General features: G+C 46.2%; 21 protein-coding genes and 1 riboswitch. Of the genes, 5 read left to right on the forward strand and 16 right to left on the reverse strand.

The window, feature by feature from the left end:
* Positions 1-81 precede the first annotated feature (81 nt).
* Positions 82-1,356, reverse strand: coding sequence for an alkaline phosphatase family protein (locus tag AC0VYA_RS05330; RefSeq protein WP_475490300.1), 1,275 nt, complete (start codon positions 1,354-1,356; stop codon positions 82-84).
* 582 nt (positions 1,357-1,938) lie between these two features.
* Here AC0VYA_RS05330 and AC0VYA_RS05335 point away from each other — a divergent pair.
* From AC0VYA_RS05335 to AC0VYA_RS05345, 3 genes are all read left to right on the forward strand, one after another.
* Complete coding sequence (locus tag AC0VYA_RS05335; protein WP_011573968.1) at positions 1,939-3,549, forward strand: catalase; 1,611 nt, start codon at positions 1,939-1,941, stop codon at positions 3,547-3,549.
* 185 nt (positions 3,550-3,734) lie between these two features.
* A complete protein-coding gene (locus AC0VYA_RS05340) occupies positions 3,735-4,328 on the forward strand; it encodes an ankyrin repeat domain-containing protein (RefSeq protein ID WP_475490301.1) in 594 nt (197 codons plus the stop codon).
* A 290-nt stretch (positions 4,329-4,618) separates the two neighbouring features.
* Positions 4,619-6,082 carry a carbon starvation CstA family protein gene (locus AC0VYA_RS05345; protein WP_475490302.1) on the forward strand — a complete coding sequence of 488 codons (1,464 nt, stop codon included), beginning with the start codon at positions 4,619-4,621 and terminating at the stop codon, positions 6,080-6,082.
* Positions 6,083-6,259: 177 nt separating this feature from the next.
* On the opposite strand, the gene AC0VYA_RS05350 is transcribed toward AC0VYA_RS05345, so the two are convergent.
* Both AC0VYA_RS05350 and AC0VYA_RS05355 read right to left on the reverse strand, forming a co-directional pair.
* Positions 6,260-8,137, reverse strand: a complete 1,878-nt coding sequence (locus AC0VYA_RS05350) for a TonB-dependent receptor plug domain-containing protein (RefSeq protein ID WP_475490303.1) — start codon at positions 8,135-8,137, stop codon at positions 6,260-6,262.
* A 181-nt stretch (positions 8,138-8,318) separates the two neighbouring features.
* Positions 8,319-8,496, reverse strand: a riboswitch (cobalamin riboswitch).
* 522 nt (positions 8,497-9,018) lie between these two features.
* On the reverse strand, positions 9,019-10,002 hold the full coding sequence (locus AC0VYA_RS05355; RefSeq protein WP_475490304.1) for a transposase: 984 nt from the start codon (positions 10,000-10,002) through the stop codon (positions 9,019-9,021).
* A 205-nt stretch (positions 10,003-10,207) separates the two neighbouring features.
* Here AC0VYA_RS05355 and AC0VYA_RS05360 point away from each other — a divergent pair, with 205 nt between their 5' ends.
* On the forward strand, positions 10,208-10,783 hold the full coding sequence (locus tag AC0VYA_RS05360) for a LysR substrate-binding domain-containing protein (RefSeq protein WP_475490305.1): 576 nt from the start codon (positions 10,208-10,210) through the stop codon (positions 10,781-10,783).
* 74 nt (positions 10,784-10,857) lie between these two features.
* On the opposite strand, the gene AC0VYA_RS05365 is transcribed toward AC0VYA_RS05360, so the two are convergent.
* From AC0VYA_RS05365 to AC0VYA_RS05395, 7 genes are all read right to left on the reverse strand, one after another.
* Positions 10,858-11,313 (reverse strand): MarR family winged helix-turn-helix transcriptional regulator, encoded by a 456-nt coding sequence (locus AC0VYA_RS05365; RefSeq protein ID WP_011573983.1) that lies wholly within the window; start codon positions 11,311-11,313, stop codon positions 10,858-10,860.
* Positions 11,314-11,645: 332 nt separating this feature from the next.
* The gene (fahA, locus tag AC0VYA_RS05370; RefSeq protein WP_475490306.1) at positions 11,646-12,959 is read right to left on the reverse strand and encodes a fumarylacetoacetase; all 1,314 of its coding nucleotides are present in this window, start codon (positions 12,957-12,959) and stop codon (positions 11,646-11,648) included.
* Positions 12,960-13,024: 65 nt separating this feature from the next.
* Positions 13,025-13,555, reverse strand: a complete 531-nt coding sequence (locus AC0VYA_RS05375; RefSeq protein ID WP_475490307.1) for a VOC family protein — start codon at positions 13,553-13,555, stop codon at positions 13,025-13,027.
* 73 nt (positions 13,556-13,628) lie between these two features.
* Positions 13,629-14,705: a 4-hydroxyphenylpyruvate dioxygenase gene (gene hppD / locus AC0VYA_RS05380; RefSeq protein WP_473478914.1), complete on the reverse strand. Its 1,077-nt coding sequence runs from the start codon at positions 14,703-14,705 to the stop codon at positions 13,629-13,631.
* Between the two features lie 361 nt (positions 14,706-15,066).
* Complete coding sequence (locus AC0VYA_RS05385) at positions 15,067-15,534, reverse strand: nuclear transport factor 2 family protein (protein WP_475490308.1); 468 nt, start codon at positions 15,532-15,534, stop codon at positions 15,067-15,069.
* 108 nt (positions 15,535-15,642) lie between these two features.
* Positions 15,643-17,778 (reverse strand): 2Fe-2S iron-sulfur cluster-binding protein, encoded by a 2,136-nt coding sequence (locus AC0VYA_RS05390; RefSeq protein ID WP_475490309.1) that lies wholly within the window; start codon positions 17,776-17,778, stop codon positions 15,643-15,645.
* Positions 17,779-17,871: 93 nt separating this feature from the next.
* The gene (locus tag AC0VYA_RS05395) at positions 17,872-18,492 is read right to left on the reverse strand and encodes a glutathione S-transferase family protein (protein WP_475490310.1); all 621 of its coding nucleotides are present in this window, start codon (positions 18,490-18,492) and stop codon (positions 17,872-17,874) included.
* Positions 18,493-18,669: 177 nt separating this feature from the next.
* Between AC0VYA_RS05395 and AC0VYA_RS05400 the strand changes: the two genes are divergently transcribed.
* Positions 18,670-19,566 carry a LysR substrate-binding domain-containing protein gene (locus AC0VYA_RS05400; protein ID WP_473478924.1) on the forward strand — a complete coding sequence of 299 codons (897 nt, stop codon included), beginning with the start codon at positions 18,670-18,672 and terminating at the stop codon, positions 19,564-19,566.
* Positions 19,567-19,575: 9 nt separating this feature from the next.
* On the opposite strand, the gene cobD is transcribed toward AC0VYA_RS05400, so the two are convergent.
* From cobD to AC0VYA_RS05430, 6 genes are read right to left on the reverse strand one after another with little or no spacing between them, the layout of a single operon-like run.
* A complete protein-coding gene (gene cobD / locus AC0VYA_RS05405) occupies positions 19,576-20,754 on the reverse strand; it encodes a threonine-phosphate decarboxylase CobD (RefSeq protein WP_475490311.1) in 1,179 nt (392 codons plus the stop codon).
* 13 nt (positions 20,755-20,767) lie between these two features.
* Positions 20,768-21,823 (reverse strand): adenosylcobinamide-phosphate synthase CbiB, encoded by a 1,056-nt coding sequence (cbiB, locus tag AC0VYA_RS05410; protein WP_475491033.1) that lies wholly within the window; start codon positions 21,821-21,823, stop codon positions 20,768-20,770.
* A gap of 22 nt (positions 21,824-21,845) precedes the next feature.
* Positions 21,846-22,571: a histidine phosphatase family protein gene (locus AC0VYA_RS05415; protein ID WP_475490312.1), complete on the reverse strand. Its 726-nt coding sequence runs from the start codon at positions 22,569-22,571 to the stop codon at positions 21,846-21,848.
* A gap of 14 nt (positions 22,572-22,585) precedes the next feature.
* The gene (locus AC0VYA_RS05420; RefSeq protein ID WP_475490313.1) at positions 22,586-23,635 is read right to left on the reverse strand and encodes a cobalamin-binding protein; all 1,050 of its coding nucleotides are present in this window, start codon (positions 23,633-23,635) and stop codon (positions 22,586-22,588) included.
* Entirely contained in the window at positions 23,635-24,255 is a 621-nt protein-coding gene (gene cobO, locus AC0VYA_RS05425; RefSeq protein ID WP_475490314.1) for a cob(I)yrinic acid a,c-diamide adenosyltransferase, read from the reverse strand. Before cobO ends, AC0VYA_RS05420 begins: the two co-directional genes overlap by 1 nt.
* A gap of 4 nt (positions 24,256-24,259) precedes the next feature.
* Positions 24,260-25,789, reverse strand: coding sequence for a cobyric acid synthase (locus AC0VYA_RS05430; RefSeq protein ID WP_475491034.1), 1,530 nt, complete (start codon positions 25,787-25,789; stop codon positions 24,260-24,262).
* Between the last annotated feature and the right edge of the window lie 44 nt (positions 25,790-25,833).

Here is a 25,833-nt window from a genome sequence, read left to right on the forward strand (position 1 = left end):
TGGTGATTGGTTTGTTAGTTGCCATTATACGCAATAAAACCCTTATTGCGTAAGGTGTTAGCGTTTTTAGCCTAAGCTAACTCAGCGTTCTGCCAAGCATGATTGTTTCTCGGCACTTAAAATGTGTCGAACATTCGACATCTTGCCGTCGTTTTGGGCGGGTTTTATGCCCAGCGCACAAGCAATTAAGTTATACACTTCGATGTTATCGAAACGAGTGGAAGTCGTCTGTTTAGCAAAAGCTGGGCCGTTGGCAATAAAGGTCGCTGCCATTTCTGGTGCTTGGTTATCATAACCATGGGTTGCGGTGTGTGTTAATGTCGATGCATTCGGTTGGCTTTTATCTTGACTGGCATAAATACTCCAGCCAGGGTCTGCTAACAGCATAAGATCAGGGCCGCGTTGAGGATGATTGAACTGATATTTTTGTGCGAGTGCAGGGCGCTTTATCACGCGTAGATGCGCAATGTGGTTCATCGTTAGTGCTTGATATGCACTGTCTACGTGCGAACGTTCACCATATAAGTTCAAGAAGGGGGAAAATACTGAGGAAGTGTCTTTATGCCAGTCTGAAACGACAAACTCTGACCAGTTTACCAAAGCGTCTAAGTTAATGACTCGTTCAGAGCTCAAGTCAATCATGCCGTGATCGGAAACCACCACCACATTTATGTCTTGATAAGCCTTTAGTTTCTGCAGCCCAGCGAGCAACTCCGCAATATGTTGGTCAATGCGTGCAAGTGCACTTATTTCTTCTGTAGAATTGACGCCGAAATCATGAGCCGCGCTGTCCACTGCGGAAAAATACAAAGTAACAAGATGTGGTCGTTGCGCTTCGGGAAGCGACAACCATTGCAACACTTCAGTAACTCGCTCAGCGTAATCCTTGTTTTGATTGTAGGTCTTTCGATAAGAAGGGCTGACTCCATTAATATCCACTTCTGAACCGACCCAAAAATACGTGGCAGCCTTCAGCCCCTGCTTTTCAGCGGTGATCCAAATGGGCTCTCCTCCCCACCAGTAAGGATCTGTTGCATCCGTATTGCGCGAAAATTTGCGATTGAGCGGCCTGTCAAACGGGTAGTTAGATACTATCCCATGATGCTTTGGATGCAGCCCGGTGGCGATAGAATAGAAATTGACAAAGGTCTTCGTTGGCATCGCTGGCGTCATGCTTTTTGCAGTGACGCCTTGCTGCCCAAGGGCGTATAAATTCGGCATATTTTTTTGGGTAACGCTAGCAGGGCGCAAACCATCAACACCCACCATGATGACATAAGGCTTGGCTGCTTGAGCATGGGCAAAACTACTCAGTGTCAGTGAAACCAGAGCGATTAACCAGCGAGAAAGGGGCATACAATTTCCTACAAAGTGGTAACTGAAAGTTGTTAAAACAGGTATTTTCACAAGCTAACGAATAACACGCTTAATAGCCTCATTTTCAGGGCTCACTATAGCGGATAAATGCTGACGACTACACAAAGGTGCATGAACTTTTCATGGCAATGTATACCTTGCTCGCTTGAATGGAACGCGGTGTAGCAAAAGTACGCCGAATTTTTAACGTCATTGCACTTTCAATTAACGGCTCCTTAAATTAACGGCTGCTTAAATTAGCTGCTCCTAAAATTCACTGGGCCAGTATTAGTAATCTTGCTAGCACGCCACCGTACTTTCCTTTCATCGTATTTCTAGATTGCCACAATCTTGTTTAATCATTTTATTGATTTTCCCTTTCTCAGCATACTTCAGTCCAGCCCAGAAATAGGCCGTTAAAAGTAGTTCGCAACAACACATAGCGGCTTGCTTTCAACTCACGTAACCAGAAGTACTTGCCCTTTAAGGCGTCGTCTTCTGGTTATAAAAATAATAAAAGTTGATTAAGTACCGAACACACAAAGGCGCTTGGGATACTTAAGATTTCCTCGGAGAACTAAAATGAAAATAAAAGCTTCACTTCTTATTGCGGCTACGCTTTTTAGCGTTGCTACCATGTCCAGCGCAGAAACGCTGACTCGCCAAAATGGTGCGCCAGTGGGCGATAACCAAAATTCACAAACTGCTGGACCATGGGGCCCAGTGTTATTACAAGACAGCCATTTAATTGAAAAATTAGCTGCGTTTGACAGAGAGCGCACACCAGAGCGCGTAGTGCATGCCCGTGGCACCGGCGTTCACGGCTACTATGAAAACTACGTTGACCTGTCAGACATAACGGTTGCAGCACCGTTTCAAAGCGAAAACAAGAAAACAGACGTATTTGTGCGTTTCTCTGCGGTTATCCATGGTCATCAATCTCCTGAAACCTTGCGCGACCCTCGTGGATTCGCAGTCAAGTTTTACACCGAGCAAGGTAACTGGGATTTAGTCGGTAACAACTTCCCGATTTTCTTTATTCGTGATGCAATCAAATTCCCAGATATGGTGCACAGCCTTAAGCCGTCACCCGTGACGAACAAACAAAGCGCAGCACGTTTGTTCGATTTTTTCTCTCATGTGCCTGAGTCCACTCACATGCTAACGCATTTGTTTTCAGACATGGGTACGCCAAAGAGCTACCTGAATATGGATGGTTCAAGTGTTCATGCCTTTAAATTTGTGAATGCCAAAGGCCAAGTGAAATATTTCAAACTAACGTGGAAAACCAAGCAAGGTCAGAAGAACTTTACCGCCCAAGAAGCGCAAGAAATGCAAGGTAAAGACTTTCAGCCGATGACGACGGATATTTACACCCGTATTGGTGAAAAAGGCGAAACCGCTTCTTGGGATCTGTACTTACAAACGATGGAGCCCCAGCAACTTGATGACTTCGACTTTAACCCGTTAGATACCACCAAAATCTGGCCTGAATCGCTTATTCCAGCCAAGAAAATCGGCAAGTTAACCCTTAACCGAGTGCCTGATAACTTTTTTGAAGAAACAGAACAAGCCGCGTTTGCACCAAGCAACTTGATCCCTGGTATTGAGCCATCTGAAGACAGAATGCTACAAGGTCGTTTATTCTCTTATGCTGATACGCAGCGTTACAGAATCGGCGTAAACGCATACCGAATTCCGATTAATGCACCACGTAATGCTGCGATCAATAACCACGAGCAACACGGTAAATTGCGCACCACCAACAGCACACGTGATGTGAATTATCAACCAAGTCGCCGCGTAGCATTAGATGACGACAACCAGTACAAATATGCACAAACGCCTTTGTCGGGAACGACTCAACAAGCGCCGTTCTACAAACAGCGTAATTTTGCCCAAGCCGGTGAGAAATTCCGTTCATTTAGCAAAGTCGAGCAGCAGCACTTGATTGAAAACTTAGGCACAACCTTAGCGGGTGTTCCTGAAGAAGAAATCCGCGTGATTATCAGTGCATATATGTACAACGCTGACAAACATTACGGAACAGGCGTGGCTAAATTAGCCAGTGCACCAATAAGCAAAGTGAAAGCGACCGCCAAGCAATTGATGGACAACCAAGCTGCACTTGAAAAGCGTGCCAAGAAAGTCGCTGATGATTTCAGCCGTATTTCATACAAGGCTGAGTTGTAAGCCGTTCACATCTAGCATCTAGCCGCTGATTGCATGTCATCACAAATATGCGCTCAAGCAAGATGCGATGTGTAAAAGCAAGGCTCAGGTAAAATCAGTAATAATGGCGTGTTAAGGCTAGAACACCCGGCACGCCAATTTTTTTGCTAAACATTATATTTTAGCAAGCATAAGAGGAATAAGGCATGAATCGCATCATCCATTTACCACTAAAAATTTTAATGACATGCTGCTTTTTGATATTAGCGTCAACATTAGCCTTTGCGGGCCAAGCACAGCCTGTTGATGGCACACACCTACAAACGATTTACTTTGATGCAGCACGGCAAGGTGATATCCCCACTTTACGTGCGTATTACACTGCCGGGCTAAGCCCAAATGTTGCAGACCAAAAAGGCTACACCGCGCTTATTCTAGCGGCCTATCATGGCAAAACCGATGCGGTAGAATATTTGTTAGCTCATGCTGATGTAAATGCTTGTCAAGAAGACAACTCAGGAAACACCGCTTTGATGGGCGCTATCTTCAAGGGGAATTTCGGTGCGATAAAGGCACTTATTAGCGCTGATTGCGATATTGATCAAGCCAATAGCAACGGCCAAACCGCCGCTATGTTTGCTACGCTTTTCAATCGCACGGATACTATCTCAGCGTTAACCGAAGCGGGAGCCAATTTAACGGCCAAAGACAGTTCAGGCAATAGCTTGGTGGATATAGCGTTAAGCCAAGGTAATTATGAATTGGCTGAGGCGTTGATGGAAAAAAGAACAACGAACTAAACCTGTCGAACAGCGCTGTAAGCCCTGTGTATACTCACTCGCTGTAAATATAGGTCTTACCAGTTTATATGTGTGCTTAATAGTTAGGCATAAATGCAACTTAGTTACATTTTCTTGTGATCAACGTCTGAAATAGTCTCGTTTATCATGTTTTGTTTTAACGGACTTTGTTATTATCTCGCGCTCAAATTAACGTTCTGTTAATCAATGAAACAACTTCATGGAATGAAAAGCGGGGTGCGCTGGGCGCGCTCTAATTCGAATCACTTTGAACAGAGATACGCGCTGTTATGATCATTTTTTTTATTTGTATCACTATCTTGATCCTCGGTTATAAGTTTTATAGCCCCTTTGTTGAAAAACAAGCAGGGATCGACCCCACGGTTGCCACGCCACAAACTCGCTTTAGCGAAGGCGTGGATTATGTGCCTATTCACCCGGTACGTGCGTTTCTCATTCAGTTTTTGAACATCGCCGGTGTTGGGCCTATCTTCGGGCCGATATTAGGTGCTTTATACGGCCCGGTCGCATTAGTGTGGATTGTGATTGGTAATGTGTTAGGCGGCGCTGTGCATGATTATTTCTCAGGTGTGATGAGCATCAAAGAAGATGGCAAGAGTCTGCCTGAGATTGCTGGGCACTATTACAATGTGGTCTTTAAGGGATTCATGTTGATATTTACCGCTATGCTCTTATTTTTTGTGGGGGTGGTGTTTATTATGAGTCCGGCGGGTCTATTAAGTAACTTAGACTCGTTTCAAGGGACCATATTGGCGGACAATACCTTCTGGGTATTAGTGATTTTGGGTTACTACTTTTTAGCGACCTTGTTACCTATCGATAAAATTATCACTAAGTTTTACCCAATCTTTGGTTTATTGATGATTGTAATGACCAGTATGATTGCCGTGGCCCTACTGATTGATGCGCCGCACCTGCCGGTTACCGGCGATTTCTGGGCATACTTCGAAGCGGATCATGCCCATGATTTCTTAGCTCCTAATCCTGATGGGTTGCCAACTTGGCCCCTGTTATTCGTTACTATCACCTGTGGTGCGATCAGCGGTTTTCACTCTACCCAAGCCCCTATTATTGCCCGTTGTTTAACTAACGAAAAGTACGTGCGTCCAGTCTATTACGGCGCCATGGTGTGTGAAGGTATAGTGGCCTGTGTTTGGGCACTAGCAGGTATTGCGGCCTTCCCCGAAGGATACGCTGGTCTCAAAGCTATGCTTGATACAGGCGGACCAGGTTTGGTCGTTAATCATGTAGCCAATAGTTACTTAGGTGTATTTGGCGGAATCATGGCTATTGTTGCGGTCGCGGTGTTCCCGATCACTTCTGGTGATACTGCGTTTCGCTCGCTTCGTTTGACGGTGGTTGACGCGTTTAACATTCCCCAAAGTATCCGTAACCGCTTGTTGCTAGCACTGCCTATTTTGACCATTGCCTATTTTATGACAAAGTTAGACTTCACGGTGATTTGGCGTTACTTCGCGTTTTCCAATATGTTGCTTTCAACCAGCGTGTTGTGGTTAGCGACCAAGTACTTGTTTGACAGAGGCACCTTCCATTGGATTGCGAGTATTCCAGCTGTGATCACCACTGGCGTTACCATTTCTTATATTATGACTGCGGCTATCGGCTTTAACTTATCACCAGATTTAGGCAAGCCAATCGGTGCAGTCGTGGTGGTGATTGGTTTGATTTTGTTAGTGCTAGCACATAATAAACATAAACAGGTTGCGGCTTAGCTGCCTCGTGCATAGGCTTTAACTAACAATGACTAATTAACAAAGCTAACCCGAAACGGCTAGCTTTTTTTTATGGGAAGCTAAGGCTGATTTGGACAAAACTAACCCTTAAAAAAGGGATGCCGCGGCATCCCTTTTGAGTTAGATAAAACGTAAATGCTTTTCAATATTCAGCGATTAAAACTGGTACTGAGCACCAATGTAACCCGCCGCACCTGAGGTGTTATAAGCTGCAATATCTTGGTAGTTCGCATCAAAGGCATTTTCAATACGGGCGGTCAGGCTTAAATTTTGATTAACCGTATAACGTGCGCTGATATCCATCACTTCATAGCCTTTGAGTGCTACGCCATCGACCGAATCATGAGATGAGCGCAGGCTAGCGGCTAACTTCCACGTGTTATCGTCGTAATACACGCTGACGCTACCTGAGTTACGCGGGCGACGGCGGCGCTGATCGCCAGCGGTATCTTCAGTATCGTTGTAGGTATAATTAGCGGTGACACCAATAGTATCGGTAACAAGCACGTCTGCAATGAGCTCGATACCCTTGGACGAGCTTTCGCCTAAGTCTTGTAAGTAACCTGAAAAAGCGGCGAGATCAAAGTAAATGCTGTCTTCTATCTTTTGATCAAAGTAAGTGGCTTCAAACTGTGAGCCAGAGGCCAAAGAATAGGTTAGGCCAACCTCATAGCCTTTGGTGGTTTCTTCTTTTAAATCGGTTTCAGAGGCGGGTGCATAGGCAAAAGGCCCTGTGTTGTAGCCGATTTCGTATAAGCTTGGCGCTCTAAACCCGGTACCGTAGGCCCCGCGAAGCTTAAGTTCGTTCTCCCCGATTGCCCAAATATAAGCACTGCTTAACCGATAGCTCGTGTGCTCGCCGAAATCTTCGTTGTCGTCATGGCGCACACCAGCGGTAATGAAAAAGTCTTTCAGTACTTCACTTTGGTATTCAAGGTAGTAACCACGTTGAATTCGCGCGTCATCGGTACTGGTAATGGCTTCGTTTTCCCAGTCAATACCGTAAATTAAGCTAGAGTCTTGATTCAGTTCCGTGTTACCTAAATACTCCGCTCTTTCTGTATAGCCCTTGGCGCCAAAACTGAACACGCCTTGCGTGTAATTGTTGCGCTCAATAAACATTTTTGACAGCGCAAACTCATGCTCCGATGCTCCATGTGCATAGTTGGCCGTGGCGCGAACATTGGTTTGTTCGAAATCATTAGTACAGTTATTGGTGGCCGTTTCACCAAAGCCACAATTATCAAACTTGCCATCAGCATCGGTATTACGTGCGACAAAACCAAGTTTCAGACTGTCGCTGGCTTGATAACCTAACCGGGCATGAAGGGTGGTGTTGTCATATCCGTCAGCGTCTGGGGCTTCATTGTCAGCAATGAGTGAGTTAAAACCATCGGTTGAGAAATCAGATGCGGCAACATAGTAGTCGAATTTATCTCTTGAACCTCCTACATCAGCCGCCAAATTGGTCGCGTTATAGCGCCCATATTCTGCTGAAACGTGACCAGAGGGCGCGCCTACACCGTTAGCGGTTTCAATATTAATCACCCCGCCAGCATCGGCGCCATACACCAAGCCTTGGCTACCACGGAGTATTTCAACACGGTTGATGTTGCTACTTTGTATTTGCCCGAATTTAGGGCCGACTTGAGTGCCGGTTGGGTCAGAAACATCAACGCCATCAATACGTACCAACGTGCGGTAACCTTCTTCACCGCGAATACGTAAGCTGGTGGCTGAGCCTACGCTACCACTGCCTGTCACAGTCACTGAGGGCTGGGTGCGTAGCACATCTGCTAAATTGATATAACCACGGGTTTCAATTTCATCCCGGGTCATAATTGATACAGACGTAGCGATTTCACGAATGGGCATAGCTACCCGGCTTGACACTACAACCATACGTTCAAGCGGGCGGTCGGTTTTGCTAGCAACGTCTGTTGAATTAGCTGCCTGAGCATCAGTAGTTTGTGCGATAGCTGGGCTTACAGCCAAGGCGAGAGAGATGGCGATAGCCAATGGGCGGTGTTGCATGTGTGTTCCTCAATCTGAAAAAAGTTAACGATCGAAGGAGGGGTAAAATGCGTGAATTATAATAATCTTGCGGCGATATGCAGTGAAATGACGTTTAAAAAGGATAAGATAGCGTCAAAACTAAAGCCACCAACAAGTTAATTTGATAGGTGCATTCTAATGAAGCCCTCCGCTTCATTCGTAAATAACTAGTTCATAGGCCGGTGTCGGGCTGACATCTCAAAGGATGCTTACCGTTGCGGGGGCAGCGATGGGTTAACCTAGACAGCCATGTTTGTCTGGTGACACCATACTTCCCGTTTACCCTGTTCAGTTGAAATGGCTCACAACCAACAGGCACCTAGAATAGCGGGCGAGACGATACAAACACTGGGCTACAAAGTCAATGAATAAGGCCGCAACCCCAGCAGTTGATACACAGTAGTATCACGCCTCACCACCAACCAATATCATGACACCCACGATGATGCGCGGTGAGAACCGATAAAACCAATATCATGACACCCATAATACATTGTCTAAGTAAACAGCCGCCCAGCTTCAAACCCAAGCCGTCGATGTCGCAGCACCTCCGGTGTTATCTCGTTGCCCTACCACATCATCACTTCGTGAATTCCATCACGGACAAACTAATATCCTGACACCCATGCTAAGAACTAAGACCGTTACTGTCACACCGATGATAAGATTTGGTGAAAGTAGCTCAGGCTCAAAGTAGGCGAGTGCTTTCGTGATAAAAGAGACTAGTGGGTATACGTTACTTTTATTTATCTGATTTTTGCGGCTTGTGAGTAGAAATGAAGGATGGCATGAATTTACGGCGTAAAGCGCTTGCGAAAATGTATATCCGGGATGATTTTCGCAGATTTTAATGGTTAAAGTTACGCTCGTTTAAGTAACTCTCTGGCTTTTCCCATACCTCTAATACGTTGATGATGGGTATGCCGTTTGAAGGTGTTCATTATCAGCTCTGCACCTGCGGCACAAAAGAAGTGCTTTTCGAACTCAGTCACTAAAATCAACCATTGCGCTGAATCTAAGCCTAACTGTTGTAAAATTGGGCTTTGGTATTTTTCGATATGATCGGCTTTGTCATCAATAATACTGCGGCTGGTGGTTTGTACTAGATCGCAATAGTCTTCAAGTGAATAGCTGACGCACTTAGGGGAGTTTTGTTTCGGATTGCCTATAAAGGGCATCAAATTTTTTGGTTGTTGTTGCTTATGATTAAGAGCTTGCAGTCGTTTTTTTATACTGGTGTATTTTGAGGTTTTTGGTGTTTTTTCAACTTTAGCTCGAACGGGGTTTAAGTCAACATAGGCCATACATGCTAACAGTGCGCTTTCATCTAACAATGCTTGAGATTTAAATCGCCCTTCCCAAAATCGACCAGTGCAACAGTCCTCTTTATTCGCCTCTCTGGCAATATATTCATTGATATCACGCATAAACCAACTGATGTCATACAAACGCTTTCGATATAGCTCAACAGTTTCATCAAAGGTAATCAGCTCACTTGGAGTGAGTTTATCACCACAGACGTACTTTTGCGTGAGTAAGGTGCCCTTATGTATTTTGTGATAGCGGCGTAATACCTCGTCAATTTTCCAATCATTCGCTACTGAATCATCTACGTGTAGCACTATATGTGTGTGATTACTCATTACTGCATATGCACAAATGCTGATGGAAAATACGGTCGACAAAAATAGTAAACGATCCTCAACCCAACCTCGACGGTGCTCGTAACTTTGACCAGAGTATTTATCAATCCCACATAGGTAAGAGCGCCGAACACATCGTGAAATGCAGTGGTAATAGGGGGTATCAATTAGGCTGATTTGGTTTTTTCTAGGTTGCGGCACAATACGTACACCATGATGAATAAGATACTTAATGATTTTAGTTCAGTTTTTGAAACATGATGGGTTTTATCATGGATGTCAGTATAGTGTTTTTAACCTGAGCTAGATCAGATTAACGTGGGTGTCACGATAAGATATGAGCTAGGTAAAATTAGCATGGGTGTCACAATAAGCTTTAGGTGGCACAGCGCTACAGCAGTCTGTCGTGGCAGCTGAGCTCGATTTTTATATTACCAGTTCAGCTATCGAGTTAAGTACGAGCGATCGCACTGTAGTGCATCGTGCTGAGAACTTGAGCCTCAGCTCTTCTTTGGTGGAAGAAATTGCCGTTGAGCGGTTCTTAATCTGCTTGCCAAGTGATGTGGATAGCGCAACAACCTCCGGCGGCCAAGAACAAGTTATTTTGCAAGAGTTGCCGGTTGAAATTCTCGAAACGGCGCCGCTGTGTTTGTTTTCAGAAGATCATGGCATATCAGGCATCATTGATTGGTTAGCACAGAAACACGACCTCAATATTTCCCACTATGGCTACACCAACAATACTGAGATCATGATTGATCTGGTGCTATCTGGGCAGTGTATCGTGGTGCTGCCATCATCTTTCGCTGAGTTGTTTACACGGCGGCCAAGCTTACGCCTGCATCCATTACAGGGTTACCGTATAGAGCGTGATATCGTGCTGTGTTATGCCAATGATTTAGAGGTCTCTGATACGACTAGATTAGTAAAAGAGCTGGTAGGTGAGGTGCTACGTTCTGCATTGGTTCACGATGTTGTGTAGTTGAGTTCACTGAGCGCTAGACTTGGGTTGACTGGTGCAGACTAGTCGATACGCGTAAGCTGTTTTGACAATATTTATTTAGTGGCCACTTCTAGTTGTTGGCCTAGCTTGACTGTTAGCGCTTTCAATTGTTCTCGCTCTTGTGTGGATAATCCCTCGAGTAAACGTTCTTCCTGGGCCTTCACCAAAGGAATAATGTGTTGATGCACCTTCGCTCCCTCAGACGTTAGATTAAGCACATTTGTGCGCCGGTCCAAGGAGCCCGGATGTTGTAGTAATAAGCCTGCTCGAATCAGTTTTGCAATAGCACGACTCACTGGCATCTTTTCTAATCGTGTGAACTTGCATATGTCTCGAGCGGATATTTCACCATGAAAGCCAACCGCAGCGAGCACGCGCCAGTCGGTTCTCGTTAAGCCGTGTTTTTCATATATTTTAGCTATAAATTCAGTGACTTGCTGCGCCAATATCGACAGCTGATACGGAAAAAACTGATTTAAATCTAATAATATGTCGTCGTCTTTGGGCATTTAAAAATACAGATTAGTCATGTAGGGACTTCACATTACCACCTGATATGCCACATCTCCACTGCTAAACATCTGCACGTTATGGTTGAATTGGCTGCTGGTTATAGACCAAATTGCTTTGGTGCAAGGGCTGACGATTACTACGTTTCGGCCAATAGCCGCCATGTTATGACAAGTTTATTATTTACCTATTTACACGAACGTGATGCGAAATGTTATGAAAAGGCAACGTTACGTTCATAACATTACCTTTTGCTATTTCGGGCTGCTTTACGGCACAAGTACTCGTTTTTAACAAGACAGCTTTAATATCACACTGATACTACAAAACCTTAAAGACTTGCCGGCAGCACGGTGCCTTGTACTTCACCAAAGCCGATACGGGCTGCGCCGTCTTTCTGGCAATAGCCACGCATGATTACGCTGTCGCCGTCTTCTAAAAACGTACGCTTTTCGCCATTGCCCAGCTTGAATGCTTCCTTACCGCCCCTAGATAGCTCTAGCATTGAGCCAGCCTGCTCGTGCTCAGGCCCTGACTGTGTACCTGACCCAAGTAGGTCGCCAGCTCTCATGGTGCAGCCGTTTACACTGTGATGAGCAACAAGCTGAGCAATCGTCCAATATGAGTACTTAAAATTACTATCACTTATCTTGTAAGGATCTTCGTCGTTGTTACGCATTTTTTCAGTTTGAATCAGGCACTCTAAATGAATGTTTAATCCCCCTCGCATGTCGTTTTCGCTACTGCTTAAGTACGGCAGTGGTTGCGGATCGCTTTCAGGGCGTTCAAATTGGGTTCGGTAGGGGGCTAATGCCTCTATGGTGACAATCCATGGGGAAATGGTAGATGCAAAGTTTTTGGCGAGAAGTGGCCCCAGTGGCTGGTACTCCCAGGCTTGAATATCGCGTGCTGACCAGTCGTTGAATAAGCATAAACCGAAAACATGATCTTCTGCGCACGTGATATCGATTCGCTCGCCTAAGGTGGTGCTTTGGCCGACGAAAATACCCATCTCTACTTCATAATCAAGTCGTTTACAGGGCGCTAATACGGGGGCTTCTGCATCAGGCGCTTTGATTTGGCCAACAGGACGCGGAAACGCTTGCCCTGAAATATCAATGGTGGAAGATCTGCCGTGATAGCCAATCGGTACCCATTTGTAGTTTGGTAGCAAGGGGTTGTCTGGGCGAAAAAGCGAACCAACCGCAGTAGCATGGTGAATTGAAGTATAAAAATCAGTGTAATCACCGATTGTGCAAGGCATTGCATACTCAATATCGCTTTGTAAAATTAAGCAGTCGCGCAACCATTCTTGTTCACGGGCCTCGGTGCGAAGTGCGCGAGACAGCGCTAGGCGCAAAGCGGAGTTCGCTTCTTTACCCATGTCCATTAATTCGTTCAAGCTCGTTTGGGCGGCGGCTTTAGCTGCTTTTAGTGCAAGGCCGGTAAAATTGCTTGCTTGAGCGAGTGCCGCCATATCAATGACGTATTTACCAATAGCGACACCGCCTCGAACGCGTTCGTTGCTATTTTTTCGGCGAAACGTGGCAAAAGGCAAATTCTGAATAGGAAAGTCACCGTCTCGGTTAGCCGAGCTTACCCAGCTGGTCAATTTAATATCATGGGTTTCGTTTAATAAGGTCATAAGAATATATCCATTAGATCAGGTTTAACGACTAAATCAGTATTTTGCGCACTTGCTAGCCAACGTTATTTATCTTCATGAAGCCATGCGGCATGATTGGGTGCGACTTTGGTTTCTGACCATTCATCAACCATTAATTGGGCCACGCTGTTTAACATTTTGTATTGTTCTGGCGTTCCCGTATTAGCGGCAAGCTCCATACGATGACCGTTAGGATCAAAGAAGTAAATGGATTTGAAAATTGTATGATCTATCGGCCCTAACACTTCAACACCCTGGCTTTCAATATGCACTTTGGCTGCGAGCAATTCGTCAACACTGGCTACTTTTAGAGCAAGGTGCTGGACCCAAATTGGCGTATTTTCGTCTCGCCCCATGTCAGGTGAGTTGGGGATCTCGAAGAATGCTAAAACATTTTCATTACCGGCATTTAGAAAAATATGCATGTACGGATCGGGCTCTTTCGTAGACGGAACTTCGTTTTCCGCAATGGACAATACCAAGTTCATGCCCAGTATGTCTTTGTACCATTGAGCCGTCTCTTTTGCGTCTATACATCGATAAGCGACATGATGAACTCCTGCTACCTTTACCATATGTATACCTTCCTCTTAGTAAATCATTTGACTTGCTTTGTCATAACACAGAGCTGCTTCTTAACCGATGTGATTAGCTGTTTGCCAACACGCCGCGTTCCAGTTGATCGCGCTCTATGGATTCAAATAATGCTTTGAAATTACCTTCACCAAATCCGTCATCTTGTTTACGTTGAATGAATTCGAAAAAGACTGGGCCAAGGGTAGTTTCTGAGAATATCTGCAATAAGAGCCTAGGATCGCCGTTTTGAGTTGTGCCATCTAACAGAATACCTCTTGATTGCAATTCATCAACAGGCTCACCATGACCAGGTAAGCGTTCAGCTAGCATTTCGTAGTAGGTTTCTGGGGGGGCGGTCATGAATTTAACCCCTGATTTTTTTAACCGATCCCAGCAGCTATATAAATCGTCACACGAAAATGCGATGTGCTGTATGCCTTCGCCATTGTATTGCATCAAAAACTCTTCAATTTGACCTCCGCCTCCGGCAGCTTCCTCATTTAATGGAATACGAATTTTTCCATCTGGCGCGGTCATCGCTTTTGATAATAAACCTGTGTATTCGCCTTTGATGTCGAAATAGCGGATTTCACGAAAATTAAATAGGTCTTCATAGTATCGGGCCCAATGATCCATTCTGCCGCGATAAACATTGTGGGTAAGATGGTCAAGAGTGTGGAAACCGCACCCTTCTGGGTTTCGGTCTACGCCCTCAAGCCAGTTAAAATCGATGTCATAGATCGTCTGACCTTGCGCATAACGGTCAATTAAATAAAGGGTGGCGCCGCCAATACCTTTTATTGCCGGTAAACGCAGCTCCATTGGTGCTGTGGGAATGTCTACCGCTTGAGCCCCTTTTCTAATCGCTTCAGAATAAGCAAATTGAGCGTTTTTAACGCGAAACGCTAGCCCGCAAGCTGAAGGCCCGTGTTCTTTTGCATAGTGATATGCATGACTGTTCTTTTCATAATTGGTGATCAAGTTAATGTCACCTTGTCTCCAAAGTTCGACACTTTTAGACTTATGCTTAGCGACTAAGGTGAACCCCATAGCTAAAAACGCAGGCTCTAATATGCCTTTTTCCGGTGCGGTAAATTCAACGAACTCGAAACCATCAAGTCCCATCGGATTTTCAAACAGATCTGTCATCTTCACGTCCTCACATTAATTTGGTAACAAATGTTACTATTTTATGTAGGCTATTCCGTTCCATAGACAAAGTCAAAAACGAGGGGGAATTAGATAAATAGGACCTCCCCCCGGTTGGAATAGTGCGACAGGCAAAAAATCTTTTTTGTTAACCTATTGTTATTATTATGTTTTGTATGAGGAAATGAAAACGAGCTTAGTGTGGCTAAAACGCAAATGGACGACAATCACCCATTTGGCAACCCACAAAGCTGATATTTGTAAGTAGTCCTTTACACTGTAAAGGAAGCAGTACGCGTAGTGAGAAGCACTCGAGTAGCGCTAAATTATAGATTAGCGCTAGCTATGTCTACTTTTTAAATTATAGCCCAAGTTCAGATAAGCTTGGGTGATCATCAGGGCGGCGACCTTGCGGCCAGTGGAATTTACGCTCTGATTCTTTGATGGGTAAGTCGTTGATGCAAGCGAAACGATTTTGCATTAAGCCATTTTCGTCAAACTCCCAGTTTTCATTACCATACGATCGGAACCAGTTGCCACTGTCGTCGTGCCACTCGTAGGCATAACGCACAGCAATACGGTTTTCTGTGTAGGCCCACAATTCTTTAATGAGGCGATATTCTAGTTCTTTATCCCATTTTGCTTTTAAAAAAGCGGCAGCTTCTTCGCGGTTGTTCACAAAGGTGCTGCGATTGCGCCATTTGGTATCGACGGTATACGCCAGTGATACCTTTTCAGGGTTTCGGCTGTTCCAGCCATCTTCAGCTAAACGAACTTTTTCCATGGCGCTTTGCTCATTGAACGGGGGTAACGGTGGGCGTGTACTCATATTTACATCCTCTTTAGGTCGATTAATATTGCATGATGGAACTATTTAACCAGAACTCAGGTTATTTACTAAAAAACGTTTTTATTGAAACTGAATTTTTTGCTTTATTTACAAGGCCAGCGCGATGGTTTGGCTATCTTTAGCGGGGACAGCACAACAAAGTAATATTTCTGACTCGTCGACGTGGGCACTAGGGTTATTGCGATACGTTACGCTACCACTTAGTAGCTTTGCTGCACATGATCCGCATTGGCCATTACGACAACTGTATTCTGGCGTTAGCCCGCTACTTTCGGCAACTTCAAGTAGGGACTTGTCACCCCTGTTCCAGCTTTGTTCAATACCAGATTGGGCAAATGTTATTAAAGCCGATTCAGCTTCTTGCTCCGCGCGAGCACGGAGATCTACTGTTTGGCGCACTAAAGATGATGGTCCGAACGCTTCAGCATGAATGTCTTTATCTTGTACGCCAAGTTCAATTAATACGTCGTATATGCTTTGCATAAAGCCTTGGGGGCCACAAAGATAAAAGTCTTTGTCAAATAGTGATGTTGCATCGTTGCTATTCGCAGTGCCCATTGTATTGAGTACGCCGAGTAATAAGGTGTGGTTTATCCGCCCTTGAATTGTGTAGTCTATAGATGGCATTGGTTTAGGCTGCTTGCCAGCGTCAATATCACTTAACACAGAGTAATACTGAATACGCCCAGCACTGCGATTAGCGATATCAGTGAGCTCTTGGTAGAACCCCCGCTGGTGTCTATCTTTAGCCGCTTGAATTACGGCCATCGGGCGAACATAACGACTGCGTAACTCTTCACCAAGGGCATCATTTGCCATAGATAACATAGGGGTTATACCGACGCCAGCCCCTATCAAAACGGCAGGGCGCCGTTGCTTGTTGTCGATAAAAAAGTGGCCGCTCGGCGCTTTTATGTATATTTCACTGCCCACGCCTACGTTGGCATGTAGCGCGCTTGATACTTGGCCATGGGATTCACGCTTGACCGAAATGCGATAATAATTGCCTGTCGGGGCGCTGGATACGGTGTAATTGCGCACGAGCCATTTGTCAGTATTGGGCTGTTTGATACGCAAGGTGAGATGTTGGCCTGGGGAAAAGGGCAATACAGGTACATTGTCACTTGGGCATAAGTAGAATGAGCGAATTGTACTGCTTTCGTCTTCTATTTTAGTGACGATAAATGGGCGCCACTGGTTACGTTGTGCTTGTGCTTTTACTATCGCTTCTGCTTGTGCCCAAGTGCCAGTTGCTTTTGCGTTAGCAGAGTAGCTTTCAAAGGCTGCCCGAAACGGTAAGGCCGCTTTTAAGGTTATGCCGCGGGTTAACGTAAATTGCCAGCCGCGTAGTGCCCCTTGGAAGCCTTCGATCAAAGGGGAGTCACTAGCAAGCAGTGTGACTTCACCGGTCAACATAAACACATCGCCTGTCGTGAAATCGACGAAGAGTAAGCCTGCTTTGGGGTTGATAACAAAGTTGCCTAAGGTGTTGAAAAAATTATTCCCTGCATAATCTGGGATCGTCAAGGTATTACCTTGTACTTTTATAAAGCCTGGCATGCCACCACGGTGCGAGACATCAACCCCCATAGTACTGCGCGTAGGTTCTCCATTGCTCACTGTGTGCTGAGGATTTTGCCCAGCCGAACTGGCGACAAAAAACGTATCTGCTTGACCAATAAAAGCTGTTAATGAGGCACTCAGTTCAGTAAATTCCTCAATAACAGGTGCCTTTATAGGGGCATCTGGTGAGCGGACAAATTGAATTTCTCGGGTTTGAATATATTGCGGGCAATTGCCAAAAGATTGCTCAACGTCTAATTCAAGCTGATGATTTGAAACCCCAGTAACGGTGGCATTTACCCGGTTGCGTCGCCGCGTAGGCATTTCCAACCCAAGTAGACCCAAGCGAGCCCCTTGCTTGACGGCGGATGCTAGTGGGTCTCCTGTTAGAATAGGCGTATTTACCGTGAGTTTTGTAGGGAAGGGGGACTGCACGAAGCCTGGCTTTCCAGGCAAAATAGACGCCCAAAGCTGCCCTTCATTTGTCGTACTGCCTAGGATCATAAACGGCAGTTGCTGGAAAAACTGCCTATTCTGCTCTGGCATGTATGCGCGGATTGCGCGACGGCCAATGTCGTCCATCTGCTCAAGAGCACCTACACTGGCTTGTAACTGACGCTCACCGTTGTGAAATGGGGTATGAGTGTGGGTGAGTTTCATGAATACTCCAGTACAGGTAATTTAATTTGCTACATTCAAGTGATATGGCTGGATGCACTACCCAGCCAAAAGATAAACAAAAAACGCTAAACGTTAGGCAACAAGACCTGCCTTTGTGGTTGTCATGGGTTTAAACCCATTTAGCGCTTCTACATTTGCTAAAAAGCGACGAACATTTGAGAAATTGGCCAAGGACACATTGCCCTCTGGCGCATGCGCTGTGTAAGTGTAAATAGCGATGTCAGCGATGCTCGGGCTATCACCGACCAAAAATTCTCTGCCCTCTAAGTGCGCTTCTAGTTTCCCTAGTACTTTGTTTGCCGTGGCGATAGCAAAATCAGCATCAAGCGGTGCATTAAACACGGTAATTAAGCGGGCATTACATGGGCCAAACGCTATTTCACCTGCGGCTAATGACAAAAACTGTTGTACTTGCGCTTCGAGCACTGCATCGGTAGGTAAGTAGTCAGGCGCGTACTTGCGTGCCAAATAAACCAAGATCGCATTTGAATCGCTAATAACGGCTTCGCCATCTTGCACCACAGGAACTTGACCCGCTGGGTTGAGTGTCAAAAAGGCGGCTTGTTTGTGCTCGCCACCGGCTAAGTCCACATTGATCACTTCGTGGGCAATGCCGGCGATATTTGCGAAAAGCTCTACGCGTTGGGCGTGGCCTGATAACGGGAATGAATAAATTTTAATGGGATTGACCATAAAGATGTCCTCTGGTGATTAATTAAAGCGCTGAACCTAAAGCTGTTCAGTGTCGTCGTGTTGAACAAATAATAGACGCGCTCATTTCTGTGAACAATATGTTGATTTGTAGAATTACTATGTACAATATGTTCTCAATTAAATTGTGAAAATTCAGATATCAATCGGGTGAAATCGATGGACACACTAGAAGGTATGCGTACTTTTATTGCAGTGGCGCGGCAAAAATCGTTTACAAGTGGCGCAAAACAGCTGGGTATTAGCACAAAATTGGCAAGCAAATATATTGGCCAGTTGGAAAAAAAACACGATGCCTTGTTGTTTCATCGTACTACTCGTAGTGTCACATTGACTGAGACCGGGCGGGCTTATTTCGAGCGATGTGTGCCCCTGTTGGAGCAATTTGATGAATTAGAAGATGTGATCCAACATCGTCAATCTGCACTTTCAGGTACTATAAGACTAACGGCACCCACCGCATTTGGCAGCACTAAGTTGGTGGACGCCCTAGCGCCGTTTTTAAAACAACACCCTGATATCAGCGTAGAGCTTAGTTTGTCAGATCAGCGGGTGGCCATTATCGACGAAGGGGTAGACGTGGCAATTCGCTTTGGCGATCTCCAGGACTCGACTCTTATCGCCAAAAAGTTGATGGATATGCGCGTTGTGGTATTTGCTTCCCCCGAGTATTTAGCGCAAAAAGGTGCACCAAGTCATCCGAATGCCTTAGCCACTCACCACTGCTTATTGCAAAAGTCACAAGTGGATCCGCTAAATTGGAAATTCAAAGAAAATGGTCTGACGTTTAATGTGAATGTGCATGGGGTGTTTGCGTCAAACTCCCCTCGGGCTGTTACGCAGATGGCGGCGCAGGGGCTGGGCATAGGCATGGGGCCAATTTATGTCACAGAACCTTACGTAAAAGAGGGGAGCTTGCAGATATTGTTTGAGGAATTCGAAGCGAACCAACTGACGTTGAGTGCGGTGTATGCATCAAACCGGCATCTGCCGGCACGCATCAGAGCATTGCTTGATCATTTAGCGAGCACGTTTAGCCAACAGCAGTGCTTTTGATAAAGTCACTTACAAGAGTCGCTGAATCGGCGATGTGTGTAATGCGTCTTTTAACCTTATCAGGCCCTGTTCGTTCGCAATACCAAATCGTAGGGCGTCTTTTTCGTCGCATAAGCGCACGTAAATCCCTTGCTGGCATAAAGCGTCAAAAATTGCGGGGGCGTTGGGTGTGTGAACCGTTTTGAATAGTAACGTGCCATGCACAGGTTGTGTGAATAGTTGTTTCAGTGTGCTTTGTAATGCGCTACTTAAACGCCAGAGTACAACCCTTTGTTCTTCTTGCCAGCGTTTATCTGCTAGTGCCTGTTCGCCAACGAAAAGCGCAGGGCCGCTTACCGCCCAAGGGCCTAATAATAAGGCCATTGCATTAAGCCAAGTTTCATTTGCCAGTACGAACCCTAAGCGGATACCTGCTAACCCGAAAAACTTGCCCACTGAGCGTAATATAATCAAGGCGTCGCTGTAGTCTTGGTGCCTAGCGCCTGCCTGATGCGGATTTGCGCTATTAAGTCGCCTAAATGCTTGCACCATGGATTCTTCCGGTGTTGCATCCATAAAGGCTTCGTCAATGATCAAAAGCCCTTGTTTGGCATGAATGTCTTTGTGTAATTGGTCGACGTACGCCTTTGGATAATGTTCACCCGTAGGATTATTTGGATTGATCAGTAGCACAATATCCTTGTGCCCTATTTGGCCTAACTCAGTAACGTCAGTGTAATCGAGAGTTTGATACTGGTCTTTTTGCCATGCTTTGCGATGTTCTTGATAGCCTACTTTTGGCAGCCATACCCTGCTGTTAGCAAAGCCTCGGGCGCGGCACAGTTGCGGTAGCATTTGAATAATGCTTTGGCTGCCAGGGGTTGGCAGCAAATGGTGAGTTTGATAGTAGCCACGTGCGGCGTGTAATAGCCCTTCATTATTTTGTGGTAAACGTTGCCAGCAAGCTGTGGGAATTATGCCAACAGGATAGGCGATAGGCGCAATGCCAGTGGATAAATCAAGCCAGTCTTTTTCCTCTATGTGGTAACGCTGGGCCATGGTGCTTAATTGCCCGCCGTGCATTAATGGCTGTTCTACATCAACGTTTGTCGCATCGCTTGGCGCACTTTTTAGTATATCGGTTGCCCCATCACCCGTTTGATTGACCTGTGTTGGAGCACGGGTTAAAGCCGTTGTATTTTTATCCATAAAAATAATTCCTTTAGAAAATGATGTCGGTACTGAGGCCGTAAAAGCTGCATAGTGCGATTAGCCCTATCAACCCCAATAACCCACAAAGCAAAATAGCACTTGAAAATAGCCAGGCACTGCGCTGCACCAGGCGAATGCTGCGGGGTATGTCGGTCAAGGTAACGCGCTCTCCACTGCCTAATATTGGGCTATGTACTGTGTTGCCTTGATATTGTGATGCTCCCCCAATTGTGAAGCTAAGCGCACCGGCGCCAGTGGCCATACAGCGACCGCCGTTTTTGCTCTTGTAGCCCTTAGCTTGCTGCCATGCGCGTGCTAAATGTGTGAAACGAATAGGTGCCGGAGCGGCCAATACATACAGTAGGGAGGTGCAATAAGCGCTTAACCAACCAAGATGGTCGTCCGTTCGGGCGGCCCACCAACCAAAGTGCAAAAAGCGCGGTGATTTATAGCCCCACATAGCATCAAGAGTATTGCTAAGGCGATGTAAAACCGCCAGTGGAGCGCCGCCGATGGCAAAATAAAACAAGCTGGATATCACGCCGTCATGACCATTTTCTAGAACAGATTCTACTGCGGCGCGGCTCATGTTGTTTGGCGTTAACTCGGTAGTATCTCGGCTAACCATATAGCTGGTGAAATGTCGCGCTTGGGCTAAATCTCCTTCTGCTAATGGCTGGTATATCTGCATGGCGTGCTCTTTGAGGCTTTGCATGCCAATAGCTAAATACAATATCGAGGCGTTTAATAAGGACATGCAGCCCGCTAGCAATACAGCGTCGTTGCTCATGGCATATTGCATGACGCCATAGTTGATCACCCATAACGTCATTGGTAGAGGCAGGACAAGTATGAGCCAGCACAGAGCACCTTTGATGCGTTTTTTTGCTAGGGATGTTTGCTTTGCCGTGAATAGTTGAGCGTTAGCTTTAGCCTCTAAGCGATTTGCTAAATGCCCAAACCCCACAAGGGGATGAAAGTGTTTAGGCTCACCTAATACTTTATCAAGCAGCAAGGCGAACAGCATTTGCGCGCCTATTACAGCCAAGCTTGAAAAAGATAACATGGTTGCCACCCAAGCGCTGAGCTCAGTCAAGCAAGCCGCCCCATTCCAGCGTGTCATTTTGATAGCTAAGCAATATGCCTTGGGTGTTTGGGAGCAACATAGGCGGCCTAAATAAGCTCATTAAGCAGACAATAGCGTCGCCATGGCTGATAACGAGCACATTGTGCTGCGCTTGTGATGGCTTGCTGTTTAGTGCTTTGGAATACGCGATACAGACGAGCGCTTTTTGCATTCGCTCGCGAACCGTGGCTGTGCTTTCACTCTGCTTTAAGTTGTTATTAAGGTCACGGCTGTTCGTTCGCTTAAGGCTGTTTTCTAGCTCAAGGCTATTGTTTAGCTCAAGGCTGTTCGGCGGAGTGATGTGCGTTTGTTGGTAGCACAGCTGATTAAATGCATGGAATTCCGGTAATTGCTTTATGGGTTTGCCTTGCCAATCGCCTAAATGGCGTTCTGCTAAATCTGCAAAGTTTTGTGGCTCGAGGCGCAATGAGCCTTGTGCACCATTGTTAAGTGCTTGGGCGCAAATGTCCGCCGTTTGCTGAGCGCGGCCAAGATGCGAACTAACGATATGGTTGATTTTCCAATGCTTGGCCTTCAACGCCAGGGCTTGTGCTTGCGCTATTCCCTCTGCGGTTAGCGGGCTTTCTAAGTGCCCTTGTAATAACCCCTTGGCGTTAAATTCACTTTGCCCATGACGGCAAAGGTAAAAATGGACTGTATCAGGGGGAGCAGCGGTAATAGAGATCACGTATGCAAACTCGGTTAATGGGGTAACGGCGTATCAGTCTGGTAAAACTGACGGGCCTTATCGATTTGTTCGCACATCAGTGCCACTTCATCCAACATGCGGCTGGTCATGCGGTGTACTTTGTCAGCATTGGGGTGAAAGATAAAACCGTTCTTGGCTGCTGGAATGTGTTGCCACTGGGCCCAATTCAAAGCGTCAGGCGTATCGGAGGCGTGCTGCGTCGGTTGAATAATGACTTGTGGCAACGCCACTAGCACTTGCTCTAAACCGACAGACGGATAGTCATCACTGGCGTTGGCAAACGGGTTTTTGGCACCACAAAGGGCTAATTGTTGTTGCGGCCATGCATTGTTTGCCACGGTGCGCAGTGGCCTAGACCAAAGCTCATAAAAGGTGCGCATAGGGGGCTTTTTGGCATAGCGCGCTTTGAGCCTGTCGAGCTGCGCCTTATAATGTGAAGCGGCCTGTTCGGCAAGGTCTTCGCGCCCCGTAAGCTGACCTAGCATGAGAAGTTCGTCACCGACCTGTGACAAGGTCCTAGGGTTTGAATATATAACCTTAATTTTGTACTGCTTCAGCCGTGCTAAATCATCTCCTGGATTACCGGTTTTCCAAGCAATCACTACGTCAGGCTGCAGCTGTACGATCTTTTCGATTTGTAGGCGGGCGTAGTTACCAATTTGTAGAATGTCTTTGGCCGCTTCTGGGTAATCTGCATGGGCGGTTGTGGCGATAATTTGCTGGCCCGCACCTACTTCAAAAAGCGATTCGACGATATGTGGCGCTAACGCAATAATGCGCAATTTCTGCCGTTTATCTTTGCTAAGCTGACTTATTTCATCAAAGATAGCGTCAGCTTCTGATATTTCAGATTGCGCTCTATTGCTTGGGTTGCTGGCCGCATTATTTACCTCATTGCCAGGCACATCATCAACAGCGGTATTAGCATCGGCACGTTCACTTTTAGTTGTTTCATATTGGGCAGAAACGCTTGATGCATTGAACGCTAGCACGACAATACAGGTTAACAGACAAACGAGCCTATTTTGCTTTGTCGGTGTCATTACCAATCAATTCCCTTTTGCGCCTTAATACCTGCTTCAAATGCATGCTTGATAGGGCGTACTTCGCTGACGGTGTCGGCTAATTCGATAACCGCGCGGTGACAGGCGCGGCCCGTTATTACCACATGCTGATTGGCAGGGCGATTTTCCAGAGCGGCTAATACGTCATCTAAATCGATGTATTTGTAGGTCAACATGTAGGTGATTTCATCGAGTAGCAGCAAATCGATGCTTGGGTCTTGCAAGCAGGCTTTGCTAAATTCCCAGGCTTTTTGTGCTGCGGCTTTGTCGGTTTCCTTGTCTTGGGTTTCCCAAGTGAACCCCGTGCCCATAACGTGAAACTCCACGCCTAGTTTTTCTAATAAATCACGCTCGCCGCAGGGCCAAGTGCCTTTTACGTATTGCACGACACAAGCTTTTAAGCCATGACCGACTGCTCGGGCGACTGTGCCAAAACCCGAGGTAGACTTACCTTTGCCATTACCTGTGATGACAATCAATACACCTTTTTCGACTTGCGCGTTGGCGATACGCTCGTCCACTTTGGCTTTTTGCTGCTGCATACGTGCCTTATGGCGATTGTTTTCGTCTTTATTGTCGTTTGATGGGGTGTCAGACATGAGTTTATGCTCCCTCTTTGCTGTGGGTGGCCGCGCTGGAAAAAAACGGCGCGGTAAATTGTTGTTCGATAATGGTGTGAATGGCATCCCAGTTGAGATGCCCTTGGCACACCTGAGCTAAGCGCTCTATTTCGCGCTCTTGTTGCGCCCCGTAATCCTCGGCGAGTTCTGTATTGGCACCCGCCCAAGCAAGTATACGCTGCAAAGCCTGTGGTGAATCGAACAAGCCATGTAAATAACTACCCGCAACTTGGTTGTCTTCACTGATACAGCCTTCATACTCGCCGTTGTTTAATAAGATCATCGGCTTGGCATTATCAGCTCGCACGCTAGTGCCTATGTGAATTTCGTAGCCTCGAATAGGTGCGCTGCCATTTTCATGGATTAATAAGTCTCCGTGACTTTGGGTAAGCTGTTTTTGTGCTTGTAATTGCGTGGTGATAGGCAAATAACCTAAGCCTTCGCTGGTGCCTGGCGTATCTTCAACGCCGCTGGGATCCGCAATACTTTGGCCCAACATTTGATAGCCACCGCAAATACCCAATACTTTACCGGAGTAGCGTAGGTGACGTTGTAAGCCTTCGTCCCATCGCATTTCTTTTAGCAATGCTAGGTCGGCACGCACATTCTTGCTGCCCGGTAATATGATCAAATCACAGGCTGGAATAGGGCGGCCTTGGGCCACAAAGGTCAGTTTTACTTGGGGGTGTACGCGCAGCATATCGAAATCGGTGTGATTACTGATGCGTTTAAACACAGGAACACATATGTGTATTCGTATGTTTTTTTCATCTAAATTCTGTTCTGCTTGAATGGCGTCTTCAGCGGCCAATTGTAAGTTGTGAATATAGGGCAGTACACCTAACACCGGCTTTTTCGTTCGGTCTTCTAACCAGGTTAAACCTGACTCGAGTAGTTTGATGTCGCCACGAAACTTGTTAATGACAAAGCCGACGACGCGGTTTTGTTCAGATTCTGACAGTAAATCTAATGTACCAACAAGTTGCGCGAATACGCCGCCGCGATCGATATCTGCCACTATGATCACCGGGCAATCAACCGCTTCGGCAAAGCCCATATTGGCGATGTCGCCTTTGTGTAAATTAATCTCCGCTGGGCTGCCTGCGCCTTCTACCACAACCACGTCGTACTCTTGCGTTAAGCATTGATGGGAACTGAGGACGGCTTGCATAGCGACTTTTTTGTAGTCATGGTATTTCTTGGCTTGCATGTCTGACACCGCTTTACCCTGAATGATCACCTGTGCGCCGGTATCTGAGCTGGGTTTTAGTAACACTGGGTTCATGTGGACGCTGGGCTCAACGCCGGCCGCTTGTGCTTGTACCGCTTGCGCGCGGCCTATTTCACCGCCATCTTTAGTAACAGCGCTATTGAGGGCCATATTTTGTGGCTTAAAGGGAGCCACCCGAACGCCGCTGTTTTTCAGGCAGCGACAAAACCCCGCCACGAGCATGCTTTTACCTGCATCTGACGTAGTGCCTTGGATCATGATGGTCGCGCTTTTAGCGCTCATGCTTTTAGCGGCTGTGCTTTCAAAGGCTGTGCTTTTAACGATCA

This window comes from Paraglaciecola sp. QJM3NY_14, from assembly GCF_056173245.1.